At 61.5% G+C, this 19,687-nt stretch carries 15 protein-coding genes, 1 tRNA gene and 2 pseudogenes; 13 read left to right on the top strand and 5 right to left on the bottom strand.

What is annotated here, in order from left to right:
- Positions 1-114 precede the first annotated feature (114 nt).
- Entirely contained in the window at positions 115-3,858 is a 3,744-nt protein-coding gene (locus BLO97_RS25915) for a bifunctional diguanylate cyclase/phosphodiesterase (RefSeq protein ID WP_092146403.1), read from the top strand.
- Between the two features lie 15 nt (positions 3,859-3,873).
- A tRNA-Ile gene (locus BLO97_RS25910) sits at positions 3,874-3,950 on the top strand.
- Between the two features lie 182 nt (positions 3,951-4,132).
- On the opposite strand, the gene BLO97_RS25905 is transcribed toward BLO97_RS25910, so the two are convergent.
- The gene (locus tag BLO97_RS25905) at positions 4,133-4,384 is read right to left on the bottom strand and encodes a helix-turn-helix transcriptional regulator (RefSeq protein WP_170845954.1); all 252 of its coding nucleotides are present in this window, start codon (positions 4,382-4,384) and stop codon (positions 4,133-4,135) included.
- 336 nt (positions 4,385-4,720) lie between these two features.
- Between BLO97_RS25905 and BLO97_RS25900 the strand changes: the two genes are divergently transcribed.
- Together BLO97_RS25900 and BLO97_RS25895 are read left to right on the top strand one after the other, a co-directional pair.
- Positions 4,721-7,084, top strand: a complete 2,364-nt coding sequence (locus BLO97_RS25900; protein ID WP_256572346.1) for a hypothetical protein — start codon at positions 4,721-4,723, stop codon at positions 7,082-7,084.
- 35 nt (positions 7,085-7,119) lie between these two features.
- Positions 7,120-7,581, top strand: coding sequence for an Lrp/AsnC family transcriptional regulator (locus tag BLO97_RS25895; protein ID WP_060743121.1), 462 nt, complete (start codon positions 7,120-7,122; stop codon positions 7,579-7,581).
- Between the two features lie 121 nt (positions 7,582-7,702).
- Here the strand turns inward: BLO97_RS25895 and BLO97_RS25890 are convergent.
- Positions 7,703-8,016, bottom strand: a pseudogene (locus BLO97_RS25890) (XRE family transcriptional regulator).
- Positions 8,009-8,373: pseudogene (locus tag BLO97_RS25885) on the bottom strand (type II toxin-antitoxin system RelE/ParE family toxin). Before BLO97_RS25885 ends, BLO97_RS25890 begins: the two co-directional pseudogenes overlap by 8 nt.
- Positions 8,374-8,732: 359 nt before the next feature.
- Between BLO97_RS25885 and BLO97_RS25880 the strand changes: the two are divergent.
- The 9 genes from BLO97_RS25880 to BLO97_RS25840 all read left to right on the top strand — a co-directional run bounded on the left by BLO97_RS25880 (position 8,733) and on the right by BLO97_RS25840 (position 18,934).
- A complete protein-coding gene (locus BLO97_RS25880; RefSeq protein ID WP_063324094.1) occupies positions 8,733-10,415 on the top strand; it encodes a flavin monoamine oxidase family protein in 1,683 nt (560 codons plus the stop codon).
- A 12-nt stretch (positions 10,416-10,427) separates the two neighbouring features.
- Entirely contained in the window at positions 10,428-11,222 is a 795-nt protein-coding gene (locus BLO97_RS25875) for a carbon-nitrogen hydrolase family protein (protein WP_063324093.1), read from the top strand.
- 62 nt (positions 11,223-11,284) lie between these two features.
- Positions 11,285-13,726 (top strand): pyrroloquinoline quinone biosynthesis protein PqqF, encoded by a 2,442-nt coding sequence (gene pqqF / locus BLO97_RS25870; RefSeq protein ID WP_092348900.1) that lies wholly within the window; start codon positions 11,285-11,287, stop codon positions 13,724-13,726.
- Positions 13,727-13,895: 169 nt separating this feature from the next.
- A complete protein-coding gene (gene pqqA, locus BLO97_RS25865) occupies positions 13,896-13,970 on the top strand; it encodes a pyrroloquinoline quinone precursor peptide PqqA (RefSeq protein ID WP_003177660.1) in 75 nt (24 codons plus the stop codon).
- An 80-nt stretch (positions 13,971-14,050) separates the two neighbouring features.
- The gene (gene pqqB, locus BLO97_RS25860; RefSeq protein ID WP_092348897.1) at positions 14,051-14,962 is read left to right on the top strand and encodes a pyrroloquinoline quinone biosynthesis protein PqqB; all 912 of its coding nucleotides are present in this window, start codon (positions 14,051-14,053) and stop codon (positions 14,960-14,962) included.
- 11 nt (positions 14,963-14,973) lie between these two features.
- On the top strand, positions 14,974-15,726 hold the full coding sequence (pqqC, locus tag BLO97_RS25855) for a pyrroloquinoline-quinone synthase PqqC (RefSeq protein WP_092146385.1): 753 nt from the start codon (positions 14,974-14,976) through the stop codon (positions 15,724-15,726).
- On the top strand, positions 15,723-15,998 hold the full coding sequence (gene pqqD / locus BLO97_RS25850; protein ID WP_063324089.1) for a pyrroloquinoline quinone biosynthesis peptide chaperone PqqD: 276 nt from the start codon (positions 15,723-15,725) through the stop codon (positions 15,996-15,998). Before pqqC ends, pqqD begins: the two co-directional genes overlap by 4 nt.
- The gene (gene pqqE, locus BLO97_RS25845; protein WP_092146383.1) at positions 15,970-17,139 is read left to right on the top strand and encodes a pyrroloquinoline quinone biosynthesis protein PqqE; all 1,170 of its coding nucleotides are present in this window, start codon (positions 15,970-15,972) and stop codon (positions 17,137-17,139) included. The genes pqqD and pqqE overlap by 29 nt, the downstream gene beginning before the upstream one ends.
- Positions 17,105-18,934, top strand: coding sequence for a S9 family peptidase (locus tag BLO97_RS25840; protein ID WP_092146381.1), 1,830 nt, complete (start codon positions 17,105-17,107; stop codon positions 18,932-18,934). The genes pqqE and BLO97_RS25840 overlap by 35 nt, the downstream gene beginning before the upstream one ends.
- Before the next feature lie 126 nt (positions 18,935-19,060).
- Here the strand turns inward: BLO97_RS25840 and BLO97_RS25835 are convergent, their stop codons facing one another.
- Both BLO97_RS25835 and BLO97_RS25830 read right to left on the bottom strand, forming a co-directional pair.
- Positions 19,061-19,219, bottom strand: a complete 159-nt coding sequence (locus tag BLO97_RS25835; RefSeq protein WP_003177654.1) for a YqaE/Pmp3 family membrane protein — start codon at positions 19,217-19,219, stop codon at positions 19,061-19,063.
- Between the two features lie 209 nt (positions 19,220-19,428).
- A partial coding sequence (locus tag BLO97_RS25830; protein WP_305882564.1) for a group II intron maturase-specific domain-containing protein occupies positions 19,429-19,687 on the bottom strand: 259 nt, incomplete at its 5' end.

The raw sequence follows: 19,687 nt of genomic DNA, 5'->3' as shown, positions 1-19,687 counted from the left end.
CGGCCCTGCCGGGGGTTTTGCTATGCACAGATAAAATCCCCTTCGCTACGCTCCTCAGCACCCTGTTGCCCGTCTACACTCGAATCATCCTCACCAAGCCATGACGAGACAGTGATGCCCAGACTGACGGCCGCGCTTTTGCTGTCATTGATGACCTGGACCGCAACAGCTGGCGCGTTGACGCTCACCGACGAGGAGCTCCGCTGGCTCAAGGACCACCCCGACCTGCGCCTGGGTGTCGATGCCTCATGGCCGCCGTTTGAGTTTCGTGACGACCAGGGCCGCTATCAGGGCTTGGCCGCCGACTACGTCGACATCATTCGTGAGCGGCTGGCCATCAAGCTCACACCCATCGAGCCGGTCAGTTGGACCGCCGTGCTGGAGCAGGTCGCACAGGGCAAGATAGACCTTTTGCCGGGCATCATGTCCACACCGGAGCGTCAGAACTACCTGGCATTTACCCGCCCTTACCTGGATTTCCCCATCGTCATCCTGGCCCACCGCGGTGGCGCCCAGCCGCACAACCTCAAGGAACTGTACGGGCTGAAAATAGCCGTGGTGGAGAACTATGCCCCCCATGAATTGCTGCGCAACCACCACCCCGACCTGAACCTCGTGGCGCTGCCCAACGTCAGTTCAGCCCTGCAAGCCCTGGCGACCGACGAGGTGGACGCGGTAGTGGGCGATCTGGCCTCCAGCGTCTGGAGCCTGCGTCAACTCAAGCTCGAAGGCCTTTATGTCAGCGGGGAAACGCCGTATCGCTATCAGTTGGCAATGGCCGTCCCTCGAGACAACAAGATATTGGTGGGCATCCTGGACAAGGTCATGGCGGACATGAGCCCCGCCGAAGTTGCCGAGATCCAGCAGAAGTGGGTCGGCAATGTGCACGACTACCGCCAGCTCTGGTCAGACTTGCTGCTTTACGGCCTGCCTGCGTTGCTGCTCCTGGTCGGCATACTGGCTGTGGTGATTCGCATCAACCGCCGACTCAGCTCGGAAATCGCCCGGCGGGTCGAGCTGGAACAGGAGCTGCGCAGCAGTGAATACCATTACCGTGGGCTGGTGGAGAGCCTGTCGGCCATCGCCTGGGAGGCAAGGGTCAGCGACTTCACTTACAGCTACGTTTCGCCCCACGCCGAAGACTTGCTGGGCTATCCCCTTTCCCATTGGCTGATACCGGGCTTCTGGCGCAACATCATTCATCCCGCCGACCTGATCCGTGCCCAGACCTATTGCGATCATGAAGTGCTGGCGGGTCGCGACCACTGCATCGATTATCGTGTGATCACTGCCGATGGCCGTTGCCTGTGGGTGCGCGATATTGTCAGCCTGATCGAACACGGGCACGAACCGGTGATGCGCGGGCTAATGATCGACATCAGCGAAGCCAAGCGCACCGAGGAAGCCCTGCGCCTTTCGGAGCAGAAATTTGCCTCGGTGTTCCGCCAGTGCCCGGACATCCTGGTGATTGCACGGTTGTTGGACGGTTGCCTGCTGGAGGTCAACAAGGCCTTCGAAGAGCAGATCGGCCTGAGCGCCGCCGAGGTGGTGGGACACAGCGCAACCGAACTGAATATCTGGGGCATCCAGGGCGTGGGGCCGGGCCTGTTGCAGCGCTTGCAGGCCGGTAGCATTCGCAACCTGGAAATGCCCTTCCGCCGTAGCAATGGCCAGGTGTTCACCGGGCTGATCTCCGCCGAGCCCTTCGACCTCGACACGACGCCAGCCCTGGTCGTGGTGGTGCGGGACATCAGCCAGCTCAAGGAAACCCAGCAGCAGTTGCAGACATCCGAAGAGAAGTTTGCCAAGGCGTTCCACGCCTCGCCCGATGGCCTGCTATTGTCCCGGCAAAGCGACGGCCTGCTGATCGAAGTCAACGAAGGCTTCAGTCGCATTACCGGTTTCAACAGTGCCCTGTCGGTGGACCGCTCTACCCTGGACCTGGGCATCTGGGTCAACCTCAACGAGCGAAAGCAGATGCTCGACCTGCTGAAGCGGGACGGCTTCGTCAGGGACTTCAGCTGCCACATCCGTCGCAACGACGGGCAGATCCGGCTCTGCGAAGTCTCCAGTCGCCCGCTGCCCATCGGCAACGAAAACTGCATGCTGACCATCGCCCGGGACATCACCGAACGCCATCTCATGCAGGAGAAACTGCAACAGGCCGCCACCGTGTTCGAAAGCACTGCCGAAGGCGTGCTGATCACCGATACGCAACAGCACATCAGCGCGGTAAACCGAGCCTTCACCGAAATCACCGGCTACAGCGAAACCGAAGCCTTGGGCCATACGCCCCGGTTGTTGGCTTCCGGCCTGCACGACAGCGCGTTTTACGCCGCGATGTGGCATCAGTTGACGGCCGAAGGACACTGGCAAGGAGAGATCTCCAACCGGCGCAAGAACGGCGAGCTGTACCCCAGTTGGCTGACCATCAGCGCGGTGCGCAATCGGGACCGACAGATCACCCATTTCGTCGCGGTCTTCGCCGATATCTCCAGCCTCAAACACGCCCAGGCCCGTCTCGACTACCAGGCCCACCACGACCCGCTGACCGGCCTGCCGAATCGCACGCTGTTCGAAAGCCGCTTGCTGGCAGCTCTCAATGGCCAGCAGGAAAACGGTAGCCAGGGTGCCGTGCTGTTCCTGGACCTGGACCGCTTCAAGCACATCAATGACAGCCTCGGACACCCGGTCGGCGACCTGTTGCTCAAGGGCATTGCCGTGCGCTTGCGCGAGCAGTTGCGCGACATCGACACCGTGGCGCGCCTGGGCGGCGACGAGTTCATTATCCTGCTGCCGGGCCTGCAACAGCCCAGCGATGCGGAGCACATCGCCCAAAAACTGTTGAACTGCTTTGCCGCTCCGTTCCAGGCCGGCGAGCACGAGTTCTTCATCAGTGCCAGCATCGGTACCAGCCTCTACCCGCAGGACGGCTGCGATGTCGCCACGCTGGTGAAGAATGCCGACGCGGCGATGTACCGTTCCAAGGCCAAGGGACGCAACCGGGTGGAAAGCTATACCCGCGACCTCACCGCCCAGGCCAGCGAGCGAGTGGCCTTGGAGCATGAGCTACGGCGGGCGATTGAACGCAACGAGTTGTCATTGTCTTTCCAACCCAAAATCAGCCTCGTCGACAACCAACTGGTAGGTGCCGAAGCATTGATCCGCTGGACGCACCCCACGTTTGGCGACGTGCCGCCGGAACACTTCATCCCCCTGGCGGAAGAAAACGGCATGATCCTGCAAATCGGCGACTGGGTACTGGAGCGCGCCTGCCGGCAGCTGTGTGAATGGAATGACGCCTACGACAGCCTCGGCCCTCTTTCGGTCAACCTAGCCGGAGCCCAGTTGCGTCAACCCAATCTACTGGGGCGCATCGAACAACTGCTGCGAGAGCACCAGCTCGAACCCGGCTTATTGCAACTGGAAATTACCGAAAACTTCATCATGAGCCAGGCCGAAGAGGCCCTGACAGTGCTGCACCAGCTGAAAAAACTCGGCGTGCAATTGGCCATCGACGACTTCGGCACGGGCTATTCCTCCCTGAGCTACCTCAAGCGCCTGCCACTGGACATCCTCAAGATCGACCAATCCTTCGTCCGCGGCCTGCCCGACGACCCCCACGACGCAGCCATCGTACGGGCAATCATCGCCCTGGGCCGCAGCATGCAATTCACCATCATCGCCGAGGGCGTCGAAACCCTGGCCCAACAGCAATTCCTGACCGAGGAAGGTTGCGAACAGATCCAGGGCTACATCGTCAGCCTGCCCCTGTGCGCCGAGGAGTTCGCCGCAACGTTTCTTCGTGTGCGCGTATCGGATTTTTCGGATAGCACAGCCGAGAAACCGTCGCTATAATCCGCGACCTACTGAGGGCCTATAGCTCAGTTGGTTAGAGCAGAGGACTCATAATCCTTTGGTCCACGGTTCAAGTCCGTGTGGGCCCACCATACAAAAAGCCGCGCATTGCGCGGCTTTTGCGTTCTTGAGCCTGTTGACTCTTGCGCCCTAGGCGAAGGTCTTCATAAATGGCTCAGCACACTGCCTGATGGCTGCGACCACATTCGGTGCCTGTTCACAAAGTTCAGTCGAGCGGGCCAGCACTTGTTCCAGTGCTTGCAACTGGTCGTCATCAGTCGAACACTCCCTGGATTTCCTCAAGCGTAGGCATCGCAGCCGGTACCACGGCGAACTCACAATCCAGGGCCCCCAGGACTCGTGCATAGGCAAGCATCCCCACCGACGGGTCACCCTTTTCGATGGCAATGACCTTCTGCCGAGTGACACCTGCCAAGGTAGCGAGATTGGCCTGGGTCAGGCCGCGATTGCGGCGGCGCTTGCGAACCTGCTCGCCCAGACGCATGAGGATGAGGGAATAATCCATGTTATGTATACAAGACAAATAAGATTAAATGTAACGTATACCTAACTTCCCAAAAAATCAAAGCAGATATGCCCTCGAAGTTAACGTGCTCACCTTTCACCGGAACATCCGTCCCCCGAATCGACTTCAAAAGCTCTCCGTTGTTTGACCGCGATAGCAACTTTGGCAACTGGCCGCCCCCTTTCCTTGTTCCTCGACTCACCTGGAAGTAATACTCTGGGGAATTAACGACGGGCGAGGCCCGTTCAACCTTCCTCAAGCGAGATCCCCATCATCGCCAGCCCCAGCCTCTCCCGACTGTTTCTTGAACTGTTCTGGCAACTCGGCATCCTGCTGGTGCCGGCTTTTTTCGTCACGATACTGCCTCCCCCATTGGCTTTGCTGGCGGTGTTGTTCTTCGGCCTGCTGATGGGGTTTGCCGCACGATTCGGTTTTCTGTCGGCCGGGCGAGTCTGTGGCAGGTTGATCGTCGGCGCCGTGTTCGGCCTGGGTTTCAGTGTGGGTCGGGCCTTGCCTGAGTGGTGGGGCATCCTGGCGGCCATCGCCAGCATCGGCGGCGGCCTGGTGTGTGTCAGTGCCTGGGAGCGGCGCCTGGGTTTGGCGTCCGTTTCCGGCAAAGGCGCCAGTGCCTGGGGTGGAAGCGAGCCGCAATTGACGCCTGAAGGCGAGCCGATCCGGGTGTTCAACCACAGTGAAATCGCCATGGGTGGCCCCACTTATTGCGACTATCTGTTTCCCGATGGCGTGCTCCTGCAAGGCCTTGGCTCTTCGTCCATGTTCTCCCGCGACGGGCGCTATTTTGCGGCGACAGTACCGTCCCGGCAGAACTGGGGGCTGGTCGTCCTCGATCGTCAACAGCGCCAGGTGTACCGCTGTGCCGACAGCGAACTCTGGGAGTTGGACGCTTTTGATCTCGGCGTGTTGAGCGGGCGCCATAGCCCGCTGGTGGACGACAGCGTTCGCGAAATCCGACTGGATGAGTTGCTCCAGACGGCCAGCGTTACCCACCTGGTCGCCTTCGCCGACCTGTGGCTGGACTCCGATTGGCATCCCGAGCAGGTTCAACATGCCTTCGAGCGGCGTTCTGCGGACGGCCAGCACTGCCTGCGGGGCGACATTGCCTTGCCGGCGACGTTTCGCGACCTGGCCCAACCGCTGGAACCGCTGGTTTCACCGCGCTACGCCATCAGCGTCAACGGGCAATCGTCCGGCCTGTTGATGGCGGCCGATGCGCCGTTGGTATGGAGCAGCGATCAACGCGCCCTGGTGTGTCTGGCCCAGGAACAAGCCCCTCATGCAGACGGCGACCAGTATTGGCTGTGGCAGCTGGACCTGGGCTGGCGCGCCCTGCCCTCGCCGTGGGTGAAGAGCGAAACAGAACCGTCCTTCTATTGGCACGAGCTGCTGGGTCTCGACGCAAGCCATGTGCAGATAGGCTCGTACCTTGACTATCCGCGACCGGGCTCCGGGCGTTATGGCTACCGCTTGGACAGCATCCACGGCGATACCGAGACCCAGGTCGATCATGACGCCCAAGGTCGCGTGCAGGTTGGCGAATTTGCGCTGACCCGCATGACCATCGCCATGCCGTTGGACAGCCAAGGCCAGCGCGGTGACTCGTACATCGAGACGCAGCCGATGCAGGACGGGGTGCGCGCGCGGTTGACCTGGCTTGGCGATAATCCCGATGGGCTGGGCGGTTATCGCTGTCAGATCGGCGACTGGCAATTACCTGGCCGCTGGTTGTTGGATCATCGGGTCTCCGATTGCGGGCGTTACCTGGCCCTGCTGCCCTTCGACGGTGCCACGACGGTCGCAACCCACGGGGTGGTCGCCGATCTGAAGGAACGACAGCTGCTGCAGGGGCCCGCGATGTGGGTCGCCCGCCTGCTCGATTTCCGCGCCGGCCGGCTGAGCCTGGCAGTGGTTGCCGGACGTCTTGATCAAGACCTGGAGAGCAGCGCACTGCAACGCTTCAACATCCCCGCGCCGCAGAGCGATAGCGTCCCTTCGTTCTTTCAATCCGACGAACAATCCCGGCTGTTCTACAACACCGTGGAGCTGCAGGTGAGCGATACACACCTGCACAGCGTTGCCCCTTGGCGCCTGGTGGATTGTCCGCAAGTGGCCAACGCCGACGGTGACTTCATCCAGCCTGCCCCCGACCATCAGGATGCCGCCTGGCTGTTCGGCAGCGAAACGGAATATGCCGACAGTTGGGTGCGTGCACAGGCGCCCCGGCTCGGAGGCCATTTGCTGACAGCCTCAGGCTGCGCGTTGGTTGATCTGGCACCGTCGATGATCTGGTCGACGGATAGCCGTTACCTGGCCCTGACCTGCATGGCAACCGATGTGACAGAACAGTGTGGCAGTTATCGAGGCTGGCAATTGCTGCTCCTGGATGTCCAGGAACACACGTTGCGGGTGCATCCGCAGTGGCTGGGCAATCGGCCGCTGTTTGAAAGTTTCGACGACGAACAGCTGCATGTACGGTGTTTCGAGCGCGATTGGGAAGCAGAGGACAATGACGACCCAGGTTCGGTACAGTCATTGCCTCTGACCCTTTTGCTGCAAGCGCCCGCTGAACAGCTGGTGTGCCAGGACGGTTTCTGGCTCAGGTCTTCGCAAGTACACCTGGCCCCTGCCTGGCGAGCGCTGACCTTACCCGCCATTGGCTATTTCGAACGCGAGAGCCTGTAACATGCTCGCCACCGATGCCCCCGCCGGAGCCCACCTTGCCTGACACCCGCCCTCCCGTCCTCGACGAAATCGACCGCCAACTGATCGCGGCCCTGCAAATCAATGCCCGGGAAAGCGTCGCCATGCTGGCCCGGCAGCTGGGTATCGCCCGGACAACCGTAACTTCGCGCTTGGCGCGCCTGGAAAAGACCAAGGTGATTACCGGATATGGCGTGCGCCTGGGCCAACGGGTGATTGACGGCGGCTTGCAGGCTTACGTCGGCATCAAGGTCCAGCCGCGTTCCGGCAAGGACGTGCTGCGACGCTTGAGCGCCATGGCCCAGGTACAGCAACTGTGCGCGGTCAGCGGTGAGTTCGACTATGTCGCCTGGTTGCGCACGGACTCGCCGGAACAGCTGGACCAGTTGCTGGACCAGATCGGCAGCGTGGACGGCGTGGAAAAGACCACCACCTCGATCATCCTCAGCAGCAAGATCGATCGAGGCCAGCCAGTCTAAGCCCTGCGTACTTGACCTGTGGAAGCGAGCTTGCTTGCGATGGCGGTCTGTCAGTCCATGAAAGTGCTGACTGAACCGACGCTATCGCGAGCAGGCTCGCTCCCACTGGGAACAACGTAAGTTACGGTGTTGGATGGGAGAAATTTTCGATCCTGACCTGCCCCTCCGGGAAGGTCGCGATAATCTCCAATTCCCCCCCATGGCCCGGATGTAGTTGCGCAATGTGCTGATGTACATGTCTGTACGGCGCTCCATTTTCGAGACTGCCGCCTGGTTGATATGCAGTGTCTTGGCCAAGGCCTCCTGGCTCAACTCCTGTGCCTGACGCAACTCGTGCAACGGCATTTCTGCACGCAACTGCTGATACAGAGCCTGTGCACGCGCCTGGGAGTCAGGCGAACGACGCGCCATCAAATCGGAAAATTTCTTAGCCATGGTCAAAGCCCTCTCTCTCCAATACTTCCAAATGCTCGTCATAGAGGCGTTCGGCCAAAGGCACATATTGCTGATACCAACGGTCCTGGCCGGTCTTGTCTCCCCGATCAGCAGGATGGCGCAGCGTCGTGGATCAAACGCATAGAGCACACGATAAGGCCTACCTGCATGTTGCACCCGTAACTCACGAAGGTTGACATGACGCGAACCTTTGATATCACTGGTGTGAGGAAAGCCCAGATACGGCCCGGTATCGCCGAGCAGCATCACCGAAACCTGTACCGAGTCCTGCTCTGACTCACTGAGACGGTCCCACCACAACTCAAATTCGTCAGTGTATTCAACGTCCCATTTCATACAAATATGCCACCCAGGATATATAACCTCAAGGGAATAACCATAGGAGTTTCGGCGGGTATCTGTTGCTGTTGATCGCGCAGACAATTGTTAGGGCGCGTTTCTGTGGGAGCGAGCTCGCGATGGTGTTAATTCACTCAGCACCTTCATGGACTGACGCACCGCTATCGCGAGCTAGCTCGCTCCCACAGGGGACAGGTTTCGTCATTATGATTTATGAACAGATCAAAATGACTGCCATACGCTCAAAACGACGACATATTGTGTCTTATTAACGTGTTCCACCCTCCCTAGAATGGCTGGCATCTTTCCTATACTCAGACGCGAACACCGCGTCGAGTCGCCCATCAAGGTCAGCCATGAACAAGAACAATCGCCACCCAGCAGACGGTAAGAAGCCCATCACCATTTTCGGGCCGGACTTTCCTTTCGCCTTTGACGACTGGATCGAGCATCCGGCTGGCCTGGGCAGCATACCCGCCCACAACCACGGTACCGAAGTGGCGATTGTCGGGGCCGGGATCGCCGGCCTGGTGGCGGCGTACGAGCTGATGAAGCTGGGTCTCAAACCCGTGGTCTACGAGGCGTCGAAGATGGGTGGGCGCCTGCGCTCACAAGCGTTCAATGGCGCCGAAGGGGTGATCGCCGAGCTGGGCGGCATGCGTTTTCCGGTGTCCTCCACCGCGTTCTACCATTACGTCGACAAGCTGGGGCTGGAGACCAAACCATTCCCCAACCCGCTGACCCCCGCGTCCGGCAGCACGGTCATCGACCTGGAAGGCCAGACCTACTACGCACAGAAACTGGCGGACCTTCCCGCACTGTTCCAGGAAGTCGCCGACGCCTGGGCCGATGCGCTGGAGGATGGCTCGCGCTTCGGCGACATCCAGCAGGCGATCCGCGACCGCGACGTGCCACGCCTCAAGGCGCTGTGGAACACCTTGGTGCCACTGTGGGACGACCGCACCTTCTACGACTTCGTCGCCACCTCCAAGGCCTTCGCCAAGCTCTCTTTCCAGCACCGCGAAGTGTTCGGCCAGGTCGGTTTCGGCACCGGCGGCTGGGATTCGGACTTCCCCAATTCGATGCTGGAAATCTTCCGGGTCGTGATGACCAACTGCGACGACCACCAGCACCTGGTGGTCGGCGGCGTCGAGCAGGTGCCCCACGGCATCTGGAACCACGTGCCGGAACGCTGCGCGCACTGGCCGCAAGGGACCAGCCTGAATTCGCTGCACCTGGGTGCCCCACGCAGCGGCGTGAAGCGCATCGCCCGCGCGGCAGATGGCCGATTCAGCGTGACCGACGTCTGGGACAACACCCGCGAGTACGCCGCTGTGCTGGTCACCTGCCAGAGTTGGCTGCTGACCACCCAGATCGAATGTGAAGAAGCGCTGTTCTCGCAAAAAATGTGGATGGCCCTGGACCGCACCCGCTACATGCAATCGTCGAAGACCTTCGTGATGGTCGACCGGCCATTCTGGAAGGACAAGGACCCCGAGACCGGCCGCGACCTGATGAGCATGACCCTGACCGACCGTCTTACCCGTGGCACCTACCTGTTCGACAACGGGGACGACAAGCCAGGGGTGATTTGCCTATCGTATTCCTGGATGAGCGACGCGCTGAAAATGCTCCCGCACCCGGTGGAAAAACGCGTGAAGCTGGCCCTCGATGCCCTGAAGAAAATCTATCCCAAGGTGGACATCGCCGCGCGGATCATCGGCGATCCGATTACCGTGTCCTGGGAAGCCGACCCGCATTTCCTCGGCGCGTTCAAGGGCGCGCTGCCTGGCCACTATCGCTACAACCAGCGCATGTATGCGCATTTCATGCAGGACGACATGCCGGCCGAACAACGCGGGATCTTTATCGCCGGTGATGACGTCTCATGGACACCGGCCTGGGTCGAAGGCGCGGTACAGACCTCACTCAATGCCGTGTGGGGGATCATGAAGCACTTCGGCGGTGAAACTCACGCCGAGAACCCGGGTCCTGGTGATGTGTTCCACGAGATCGGTCCGATCGCCCTGCCCGAATAAAAGGAGTTTTCGATGCGCGTAGCCCTCTACCAATGCCCACCGCTGCCACTGGATCCGGCCGGCAACCTGCACCGCCTGCACCAGGTGGCGCTGGAAGCCAGGGGCGCCGATGTGCTGGTGCTGCCGGAGATGTTCATGACCGGCTACAACATCGGCGTCGACGCGGTGAATGTATTGGCCGAGGTCTACAACGGCGAGTGGGCGCAACAGATCGCCCGCATTGCCAAGGCCGCCGGCCTGGCGATTGTCTACGGCTACCCTGAGCGCGGCGAAGACGGGCAGATCTACAACGCCGTGCAGCTGATCGACGCCCAGGGTGAGCGCCTGGCCAACTACCGCAAGAGCCACCTGTTCGGCGACCTCGATCACGCCATGTTCAGCGCCGGCGACGCCGCATTGCCCATCGTGGAGCTCAATGGCTGGAAGCTTGGCCTCCTGATCTGCTACGACCTGGAATTTCCGGAAAATGCCCGACGCCTGGCCTTGGCCGGCGCCGAGCTGATCCTGGTGCCGACCGCCAACATGCAACCTTACGAGTTCATCGCCGACGTCACCGTGCGGGCCCGGGCCATCGAGAACCAGTGTTTCGTGGCGTACGCCAACTACTGCGGCCACGAAGGTGAATTGCAGTATTGTGGCCAAAGCAGTATCGCCGCGCCGAATGGCAGCCGCCCGGCGCTTGCAGGGCTGGATGAGGCCTTGATCGTCGCAGAACTGGATCGACAACTGATGGACGACTCCCGCGCGGCCTACAACTACCTGCATGATCGCCGCCCTGAGCTTTACGACGACCTGCACAAACACTGATTGAGGATTGAGAACGCGGCCTAATCCGCTAGCATGAGCGCATCTTTGTTCTGGAAGCGCTCATGCCGGCCCCCGACTCCCTCCGCCCCCACACTGAAACCCTGGCCAACGGCTTGCGGGTGACATTGCGTCACGTCCCAGGCCTCAAGCGCAGCGCTGCAGTACTGCGAGTCGCGGCTGGCAGCCATGACGCGCCCCTGGCCTGGCCGGGATTGGCGCACTTGCTCGAGCATCTGTTCTTCCTCGGCACCGAGCGTTTTCCCGCTGGGGAGAACCTGATGGCCTATGTGCAGCGCCATGGCGGCCAGGTCAATGCACGCACCAGCGAACGCACCACGGATTTTTTCTTCGAATTGCCACCCGCAACCTTCGCCGAGGGACTGGAACGGCTGGGGGACATGCTCACTCACCCACGCCTGGATGAGGCCGATCAGTTGCGCGAACGAGAAGTGCTGCACGCCGAGTTCATCGCCTGGTCCCAGGATGCAGCAGCCCAGCGGCAGCTTGCCCTGCATGACGGCCTGTCGGCGAGCCATCCGCTGCGGGGTTTTCATGCCGGCAATCGCGACAGCCTCGCGGTGGCGCAAAGCGAATTCCAAAGCGCCTTGCACGACTTCTATCGCCGCTTTTACCAGAGCGGCCAGATGACCCTGAGCCTGGCCGGCCCGCAAAGCATCGACGCCTTGAAAGCGCTGGCTGAACAGTTCGACAGCCACCTACCTGCCGGCGAAGCGCTTGCCAGGCCGGCACCACCAAGTTTGATGGCATCGTCCCCGACGCATTATCAACAGGCCCGCGAGGGTTGCCTTGATCTGCTGTTCGCCTTCGAAGATTTACCGGCCGCCTCGCCTCAAGCCCTGGACTTTCTCTGTATGTGGCTGAACTCCAGCAAACCGGGCGGCTTGCTCGCCACGTTGCGTCAGCGCGGCCTGGCTGACAGCCTCAAGGCCACCGCGCTGTATGAGTTTGCCGGGCAGGCGCTGCTGCACCTCGAATTCAAGCACGCCAACGCTCCGGCAGCGGCGCAAATCCAGCCGTTGCTGCACGACTGGCTGGGGTTCTTTGCCGCCCAGGACGACTGGGCGCCGTTGCGCCAGGAGTTCACCGCACTGTTGCAGCGCCGGCAGGAGACAGGATCGGCCTTGCAGGTGGCCCGCTGGGACGGTGAAGGACGTGACGGGCCGCTGTTGGCAAACGACCTCGTGAGGCTCAGGGAAATCCTCAAGCAACTGCACCCCGCCGATAACGTCGTGGAACCCTGGCAGTTGCCCGCACCCAATCCGTTCCTGCAAACGCCAAGCGAAGCGCCCCGCGCCGGGCTGATACGCGGCCAGACCAGCGCCCACCGCGGCTTGCGAACCTTCGCCCAGGACCGCTCCCGGGGGCGTCGGGAACGCTCACCCATGCAGTTCAGCCAGGCGCTGCCAGACAACGGTCGTGAAGGCGCGGTGTACCTGCGCTGGCAACTGACGACCCAGACACCGCAGGACTTTCAATCCAGGCTCGACCGGCACCTGCAGGATGTGCGAGAGGATGCTCGCCAGGCCGGCGTGGATGTCAGCTTCCAGTCCTCCGGTTATCAATGGCTACTGAAACTGGTTGGCTTACAGGCGCCGATACCGTTGGTGCTCGAACACGTTCTGACGAAGCTTGCGCAACCGCTGCCAATGGCCCTGGCCAGTCAGGAACCCCCGCCGATGCCGATTCGGCATCTGTTGAAGGCGCTGCCAGATCACTGCCACCCCAACCGCCAAGCGTCAGCGTTGCCAATGCCCGACAGCGACCAAAGCGTGTGGACAACGGCCCGATGGGACGGGCTGTGCATCGGCCTGTCGGCGGCCACCCAAGGGTCGTTGGGCCCTGCGTTGGCCCGAGTGCCGGGCATTGCCGGCGATGAAGCCAGCCTGGCGCCGGCACCTCACGGGCAACGCCTCTGGCATACACTCCAGACTCACGGCGAAGAACCGGCCGTGTTGCTGTTTTGCCCGACAGCCACCCTGACGCTGGCCGACGAAGCCGCCTGGCGATTGCTGGCACAGCTGTGTCAGACGCCGTTCTATCAGCGCCTGCGCGTCGAGTTGCAGTTGGGCTATGCGGTGTTCAGTGGGTTTAAGCAGATCGACGGGCAAACCGGGATATTGTTCGGCGTCCAATCGCCCAGCCTTTCGGCGACGCAACTGAGCGCCCACATCGAACAGTTCCTGGCCGGGTTACCGACGTTGCTCCAGCAACTCGATGATGTTTCCCTGACCGGCCAGCAGCAGGCGCTTGCCGCCCAACTCCAGAGCACCGCCCTGCCCTGCGCCCAGGCCGCCGAGCTGCTCTGGCAGGGCAAGCTGGCCTGCCACCCGTCGGATTATCTTGAACAACTCTCCGCTGCCATCGTGTACCTGGATCGCACGCAGCTACAAAGAGCCGCCCAACGTCTGATCGAGGCTGAAGGGGGATGGTATTGCCTGAGCAACGGAGCCTGTCCGGGAGAGCGCTGGCTAGCGCCGCAGTGATCATTGCAGCGGCCGTAATGAGCTTTCTTCGAGAATCGCGGCGAACGATCTGTCAGATTTAGTAACATAGCCGCCTAAGCATCTGAACATCTCCGCACGGAGGTGGACTATATGTATAGGTCTCAACCGTTCCAACTAACGAAAGCATCCCAACCAAAGGAGTATTCCCATGTCCTGGTCCAAACCCGCATATATCGACCTGCGTATCGGTTTCGAAGTCACCATGTACTTCGCCAGCCGTTGAATGCTGCAGGCGGTTAAGCACGCAGCACTACGCCTCGGCCAGCCGAGGCGTTTTTATTTCGGTTTGCAGATGGAGCAGCCATGTTCGTCCAGATTCTAGGTTCTGCCGCCGGTGGCGGTTTCCCCCAGTGGAACTGCAACTGCGCCAATTGCGCAGGTTTTCGCGACGGCAGCCTGCGGGCCCAGGCGCGCACCCAATCGTCCATCGCCCTGTCCGATGACGGTGTGAACTGGGTGCTGTGCAACGCCTCCCCGGACATTCGCGCCCAGCTCCAGGCGTTCGCCCCGATGCAGCCGGGCCGGGCCCTGCGCGACACCGGCATTGGCGCGATCATCCTGATGGACAGCCAGATCGACCACACCACCGGCCTGCTCAGCCTGCGCGAAGGGTGCCCGCACCAGGTCTGGTGCACCGACATGGTCCATGAAGACCTGAGCACGGGATTTCCGCTGTTCAACATGCTGACCCACTGGAACGGTGGGCTGAGCTGGAACCGTATCGAACTCGACCAATCGTTCACCATCCCGGCCTGCCCGAACCTGCGCTTCACCCCGCTGCCCCTGCGTAGCGCCGCACCGCCCTATTCACCGCACCGCTTCGACCCGCACCCGGGCGACAACATCGGGCTGATCGTCGAAGACCTGCGCACCGGCGGCAAACTGTTCTATGCCCCCGGCTTGGGCAAGGTCGATGGGCCATTGCTGGAGATCATGGCCGGCAGCGATTGCCTGCTGGTGGACGGTACGATGTGGGACGACGATGAAATGCAGCGCCGTGGCGTTGGCACCCGCACCGGCCGGGAAATGGGCCACCTGGCACAGAATGGGCCCGGCGGAATGCTGGAAGTGCTGGAGCGCCTGCCCAATCAGCGCAAGATCCTTATTCATATCAACAACACCAACCCGATCCTCGATGAAGACTCCGCCGAACGGGCCGAGCTGGTGCGGCGCAATGTCGAAGTGTCTTACGACGGCATGAGTATTGAACTGTAGGAGCAACGGAAATGACTGACACCCCCCTGTCCCCCGCCGAGTTCGAAGCCGCCCTGCGTGCCAAGGGCGCGTATTACCACATCCATCACCCCTATCACGTGGCGATGTATGAGGGCCGCGCGACTCGCGAGCAGATCCAGGGCTGGGTCGCGAACCGTTTTTACTACCAGGTGAATATCCCGCTCAAGGATGCCGCGATCCTGGCCAACTGCCCGGACCGGGAGATCCGCCGTGAGTGGATTCAGCGCCTGCTCGACCATGACGGAGCCCCCGGCGAAGACGGCGGTATCGAAGCCTGGTTGCGGCTGGGCCAGGCGGTGGGCCTGGACCCCGATCAACTGCGCTCCCAGGAATTGGTGCTGCCAGGTGTGCGTTTCGCCGTGGACGCCTACGTCAACTTCGCCCGGCGGGCCTGCTGGCAGGAAGCCGCCAGCAGCTCGCTGACCGAACTGTTCGCCCCGCAGATCCACCAGTCGCGCCTGGACAGCTGGCCGCAGCATTACCCGTGGATCGACCCAGCCGGCTATCAATACTTCCGCACCCGCCTGGGCCAGGCCCGGCGTGACGTGGAGCATGGCCTGGCGATCACCTTGCAGCACTACACCACCCGCGCAGGGCAAGAGCGAATGCTGGAGATTCTCCAGTTCAAACTGGACATCCTCTGGAGCATGCTCGACGCCATGAGCATGGCCTACGAATTGAACCGCCCGCCCTACCACAGCGTGACCGACCAACGGGTTTGGCACAAAGGAATTACCTTATGAGTTTTAACCGCAGCCAAACCCCACGCTGGCGCCCTGGCTATCGCTTCCAGTACGAACCGGCACAGAAAGGCCATGTGCTGCTCTATCCTGAAGGCATGATCAAGCTGAACGACAGCGCTGCGCTGATCGGCGGGCTGATCGACGGTGAACGGGATGTCGCGGCCATCGTCGGCGAGTTGGCGAAGCAGTTTCCCGACGTGCCGGAACTCGGTGACGACATCGAGCAATTCATGGAGGTCGCCCGTGCACAGCACTGGATCGAACTTGTCTGAGACCAACGGGCTGCCGCCCAAGCCTGAAGTCGGCCTGCCGCTGTGGCTGCTGGCCGAGCTGACCTACCGTTGCCCGCTGCAATGCCCATATTGCTCCAACCCGCTGGACTTCGCCGAACAGGGCCAGGAGTTGAGCACCGAGCAATGGTTCAAGGTCTTTCGCGAAGCCCGCGAGATGGGCGCCGCGCAGCTGGGCTTTTCCGGCGGCGAGCCGTTGGTGCGCCAAGACCTGGCCGAGTTGATCGGCGAGGCGCGCCGGCTGGGTTTCTATACCAACCTGATCACTTCCGGCATCGGCCTGACCGAGCAGAAAATCAGCGACTTCAAGAAGGCCGGCCTCGACCATATCCAGATCAGTTTCCAGGCCAGCGACGAGCAGGTGAACAACCTCCTGGCCGGCTCGAAGAAAGCCTTCGCGCAAAAACTGGAAATGGCCCGGGCGGTGAAAGCCCACGGCTACCCGATGGTGCTGAACTTCGTGACCCATCGGCACAACATCGACAAGATCGATCGCATCATCGAACTGTGCATCGCTCTGGAGGCCGACTTCGTCGAGCTTGCCACGTGCCAGTTCTATGGCTGGGCGCAGCTCAACCGCGTCGGCCTGCTGCCCACTCGGGAACAACTGGTGCGTGCCGAGCGTGTCACCAACGAATACCGCGCCAAGCTGGAAGCGCAAGGCAATCCGTGCAAGCTGATCTTCGTCACGCCGGACTACTACGAAGAACGCCCCAAGGGCTGCATGAACGGCTGGGGCAGCATTTTCCTCACCGTCACGCCGGACGGCACGGCATTGCCCTGTCACGGTGCCCGCCAGTTGCCGGTGCAATTTCCCAACGTGCGCGACCACAGCATGCAGCACATCTGGTACGACTCATTCGGCTTCAACCGCTTCCGCGGTTATGACTGGATGCCCGAACCGTGCCGCTCCTGCGATGAAAAAGAAAAGGACTTCGGCGGCTGCCGCTGCCAGGCGTTCATGCTCACCGGCGACGCCAGCAACGCCGACCCGGTGTGCAGCAAATCCGAACATCACGGGGTGATCCTGCAGGCGCGTGAAGACGCCGAGCACGCCACGCAAACCATCGAACAATTGGCCTTTCGCAATGAACGAAACTCGCGCCTCATCGCCAAAGGCTGAGCCTTTCAGCGCCGCCCAGGCCGTTGCCGCCGGCACCGACTTCGCCGAACTGCAGCTCGGGCCTTTGGGCCTGTTCTGGAATGAATACCGCCCCGCAGACGGTGCCTGCCGGATCTGGCATTGGCAAGACGCCATGCCCCGCTGCCTGACACCGGACGGGTTCAGCGCGCGCAGCCGGGTCTATGAATACGGCGGTGGATCATTCTGCCTGAGCCATTACGGTGTGCTGTTCGTCAATGAGGCCGACCAGCAGCTGTACCACCAATCCCTGAACGACGAACGCCCCATAGCGCTGACCTCGGGTGACTGCCGTTATGGGGATCTGAGCTTCGCCGACGGCCAGGTACTGGCGGTGGAAGAACGGGCCAACCAGCATCGCCTGGTGTCGATCGGGCTGGTGGATCATCAGCGACACCTGCTGGCCGAAGGTGCGGATTTCTACGCGTCACCCACCGTGAGCCCGGACGGCCAGCGGCTCGCCTGGATTGAATGGAGCCGCCCGCATCAACCCTGGACCGCAACGCGCTTGATGCTGGCCGAGCGCAACACCGCGGGTTGGGGTGCGCCGCGCTGTGTCGCGGGCAACGGTGAAGAAGAGTCCATCCAGCAACCGCGCTTCGATGCGGCCAGTCGTCTTTATTGCCTGACTGATCGCGGGGGTTATTGGCAGCCTTGGGTGGAGTCGGCCCAGGGCCTGGAACCGCTGCCTGCCGCCCAAGCCGATCACGCCCCAGCGCCGTGGCAACTGGGTGGTTGCACCTGGCTGCCGCTGGGCGAACACACGTACCTGGCCAGCTGGACCGAAGCGGGTTTCGGGCGCCTGGGTCTATGCCACGGTGACGATGTCGAAGAAGACTTCACCGGCCCCTACACCCGCTTTCGCAGCCTGGTGCTGGATGAACGGTTCATCTACGCCGTTGCAGCCTCGCCGACCCGGCCATCGGCGGTCATTGCCATTGAGCGGCACAGCCACGAAGTGGCCGTGCTGGCCGGCGGCGTCACGCCCTTGCCTATCGAACAGATCAGCCGTCCTCGAACCCTGCGCTATCCATCCGCGTCAGGCGAGGCCCACGGGTTCTTCTACCCGGCCATGAACGCACCCGCAAAGCCACCATTGGTGGTGTTCATTCATGGCGGACCCACCTCGGCCTGTTATCCCCTGTTCGACCCGCGTATCCAGTATTGGACCCAGCGTGGCTTTGCCGTCGCCGATCTCAACTACCGCGGCAGCAGCGGCTATGGCCGGGCCTATCGGCAGGCGTTGCATTTGAATTGGGGCGTGGTGGATGTCGAGGACGCCTGCGCGGTGGTCGCGTATCTGGACGAACAAGGCCTGATCGATGGCCGACGCGCGTTCATTCGAGGCGGCAGTGCCGGTGGCTACACGACCCTCTGCGCCCTGGCATTCCATGATGTATTCCGCGCCGGCGCCAGCCTCTATGGCGTGAGCGATCCTGTCGCCCTGGCCCGTGCTACGCACAAGTTCGAAGGTGATTACCTGGACTGGCTGATCGGCGATCCGCAACAAGACGTCGAGCGTTACCGCGCCCGTACCCCGCTGCTGCACGCCGGGAACATTCGCGTGCCGGTGATCTTTTTCCAGGGTGAACTGGACGCCGTGGTCGTGCCGCAGCAAACCCGCGTCATGGTCAACGCTTTACAGGCCAACGGCGTGGCGGTCGAGGCGCACTACTATCACGATGAACGCCACGGTTTTCGCAAGGCGGCGAACCAGGCTCATGCGCTGGAGCATGAGTGGTTGTTTTATCGCAGGGTGATCGATTGCGGTCTATGACAACGGCGCTCATTGTGGCGAGGGAGCTTGCTCCCGCTCGATTGCGCAGCAATCGCAAAAACATTGGGACCGCTGCGCGCTCCAGCGGGAGCAAGCTCCCTCGCCACAGATAAATCCCTCATGGCCTCAGCGCTTGGCGATGATGTACACCGCATGCACGATGCCAGGGATATAACCCAGCAGCGTCAGCAGGATATTCAGCCAGAAAGCCCCGCCAAAACCCACCTGCAGAAACACCCCCAATGGCGGCAGCAGGATGGCGATAATGATACGAATGAAATCCATGGATAACTCCCTGATCGACGATGGCCAAATTGCCATATAGCTCATTGACCCCAGGCCGCTCGCCAGGGTTCAGTGAAACGCAACCAGAAGCAGCCCCGATGGAGGACGCCTGCCAGGAACAAAAAAACGCAGGATCGAGTAGGAGGCGGATTTGCATCCGCCGTCCTCTCACACCACCGTACGTACGGTTCCGTATACGGCGGTTCAGGTTATGCAGATAAGCCGTTGATCGTGTCCAGTATCGAGACCAGTCCGAGCTGGTTCCACAGTTTCTTCGGCAGCGCCTGATTCATATGCGACGCCCCCGAGTTCCACCATGGGCCGCGGCCATTCGACGTTGACTTGCAGGCACGAGCTTCGCCAAGCCCCAAGCGCATTAAGTTGCGCGCCCTCGTCGAGGGCTGCTTCCATTGGCGCCAGATGGCACACCGAAGCTTACGTCGCACCCATCCGTCCAACTCCTCAAGT

The organism is Pseudomonas sp. NFACC05-1 (genome assembly GCF_900100135.1).
Taxonomy (GTDB): Bacteria; Pseudomonadota; Gammaproteobacteria; order Pseudomonadales; family Pseudomonadaceae; genus Aquipseudomonas; species Aquipseudomonas fluorescens_Q.
Note: the sequence above shows the minus strand (reverse complement) of the source record. Positions and strands in the feature narration are given on the sequence as shown.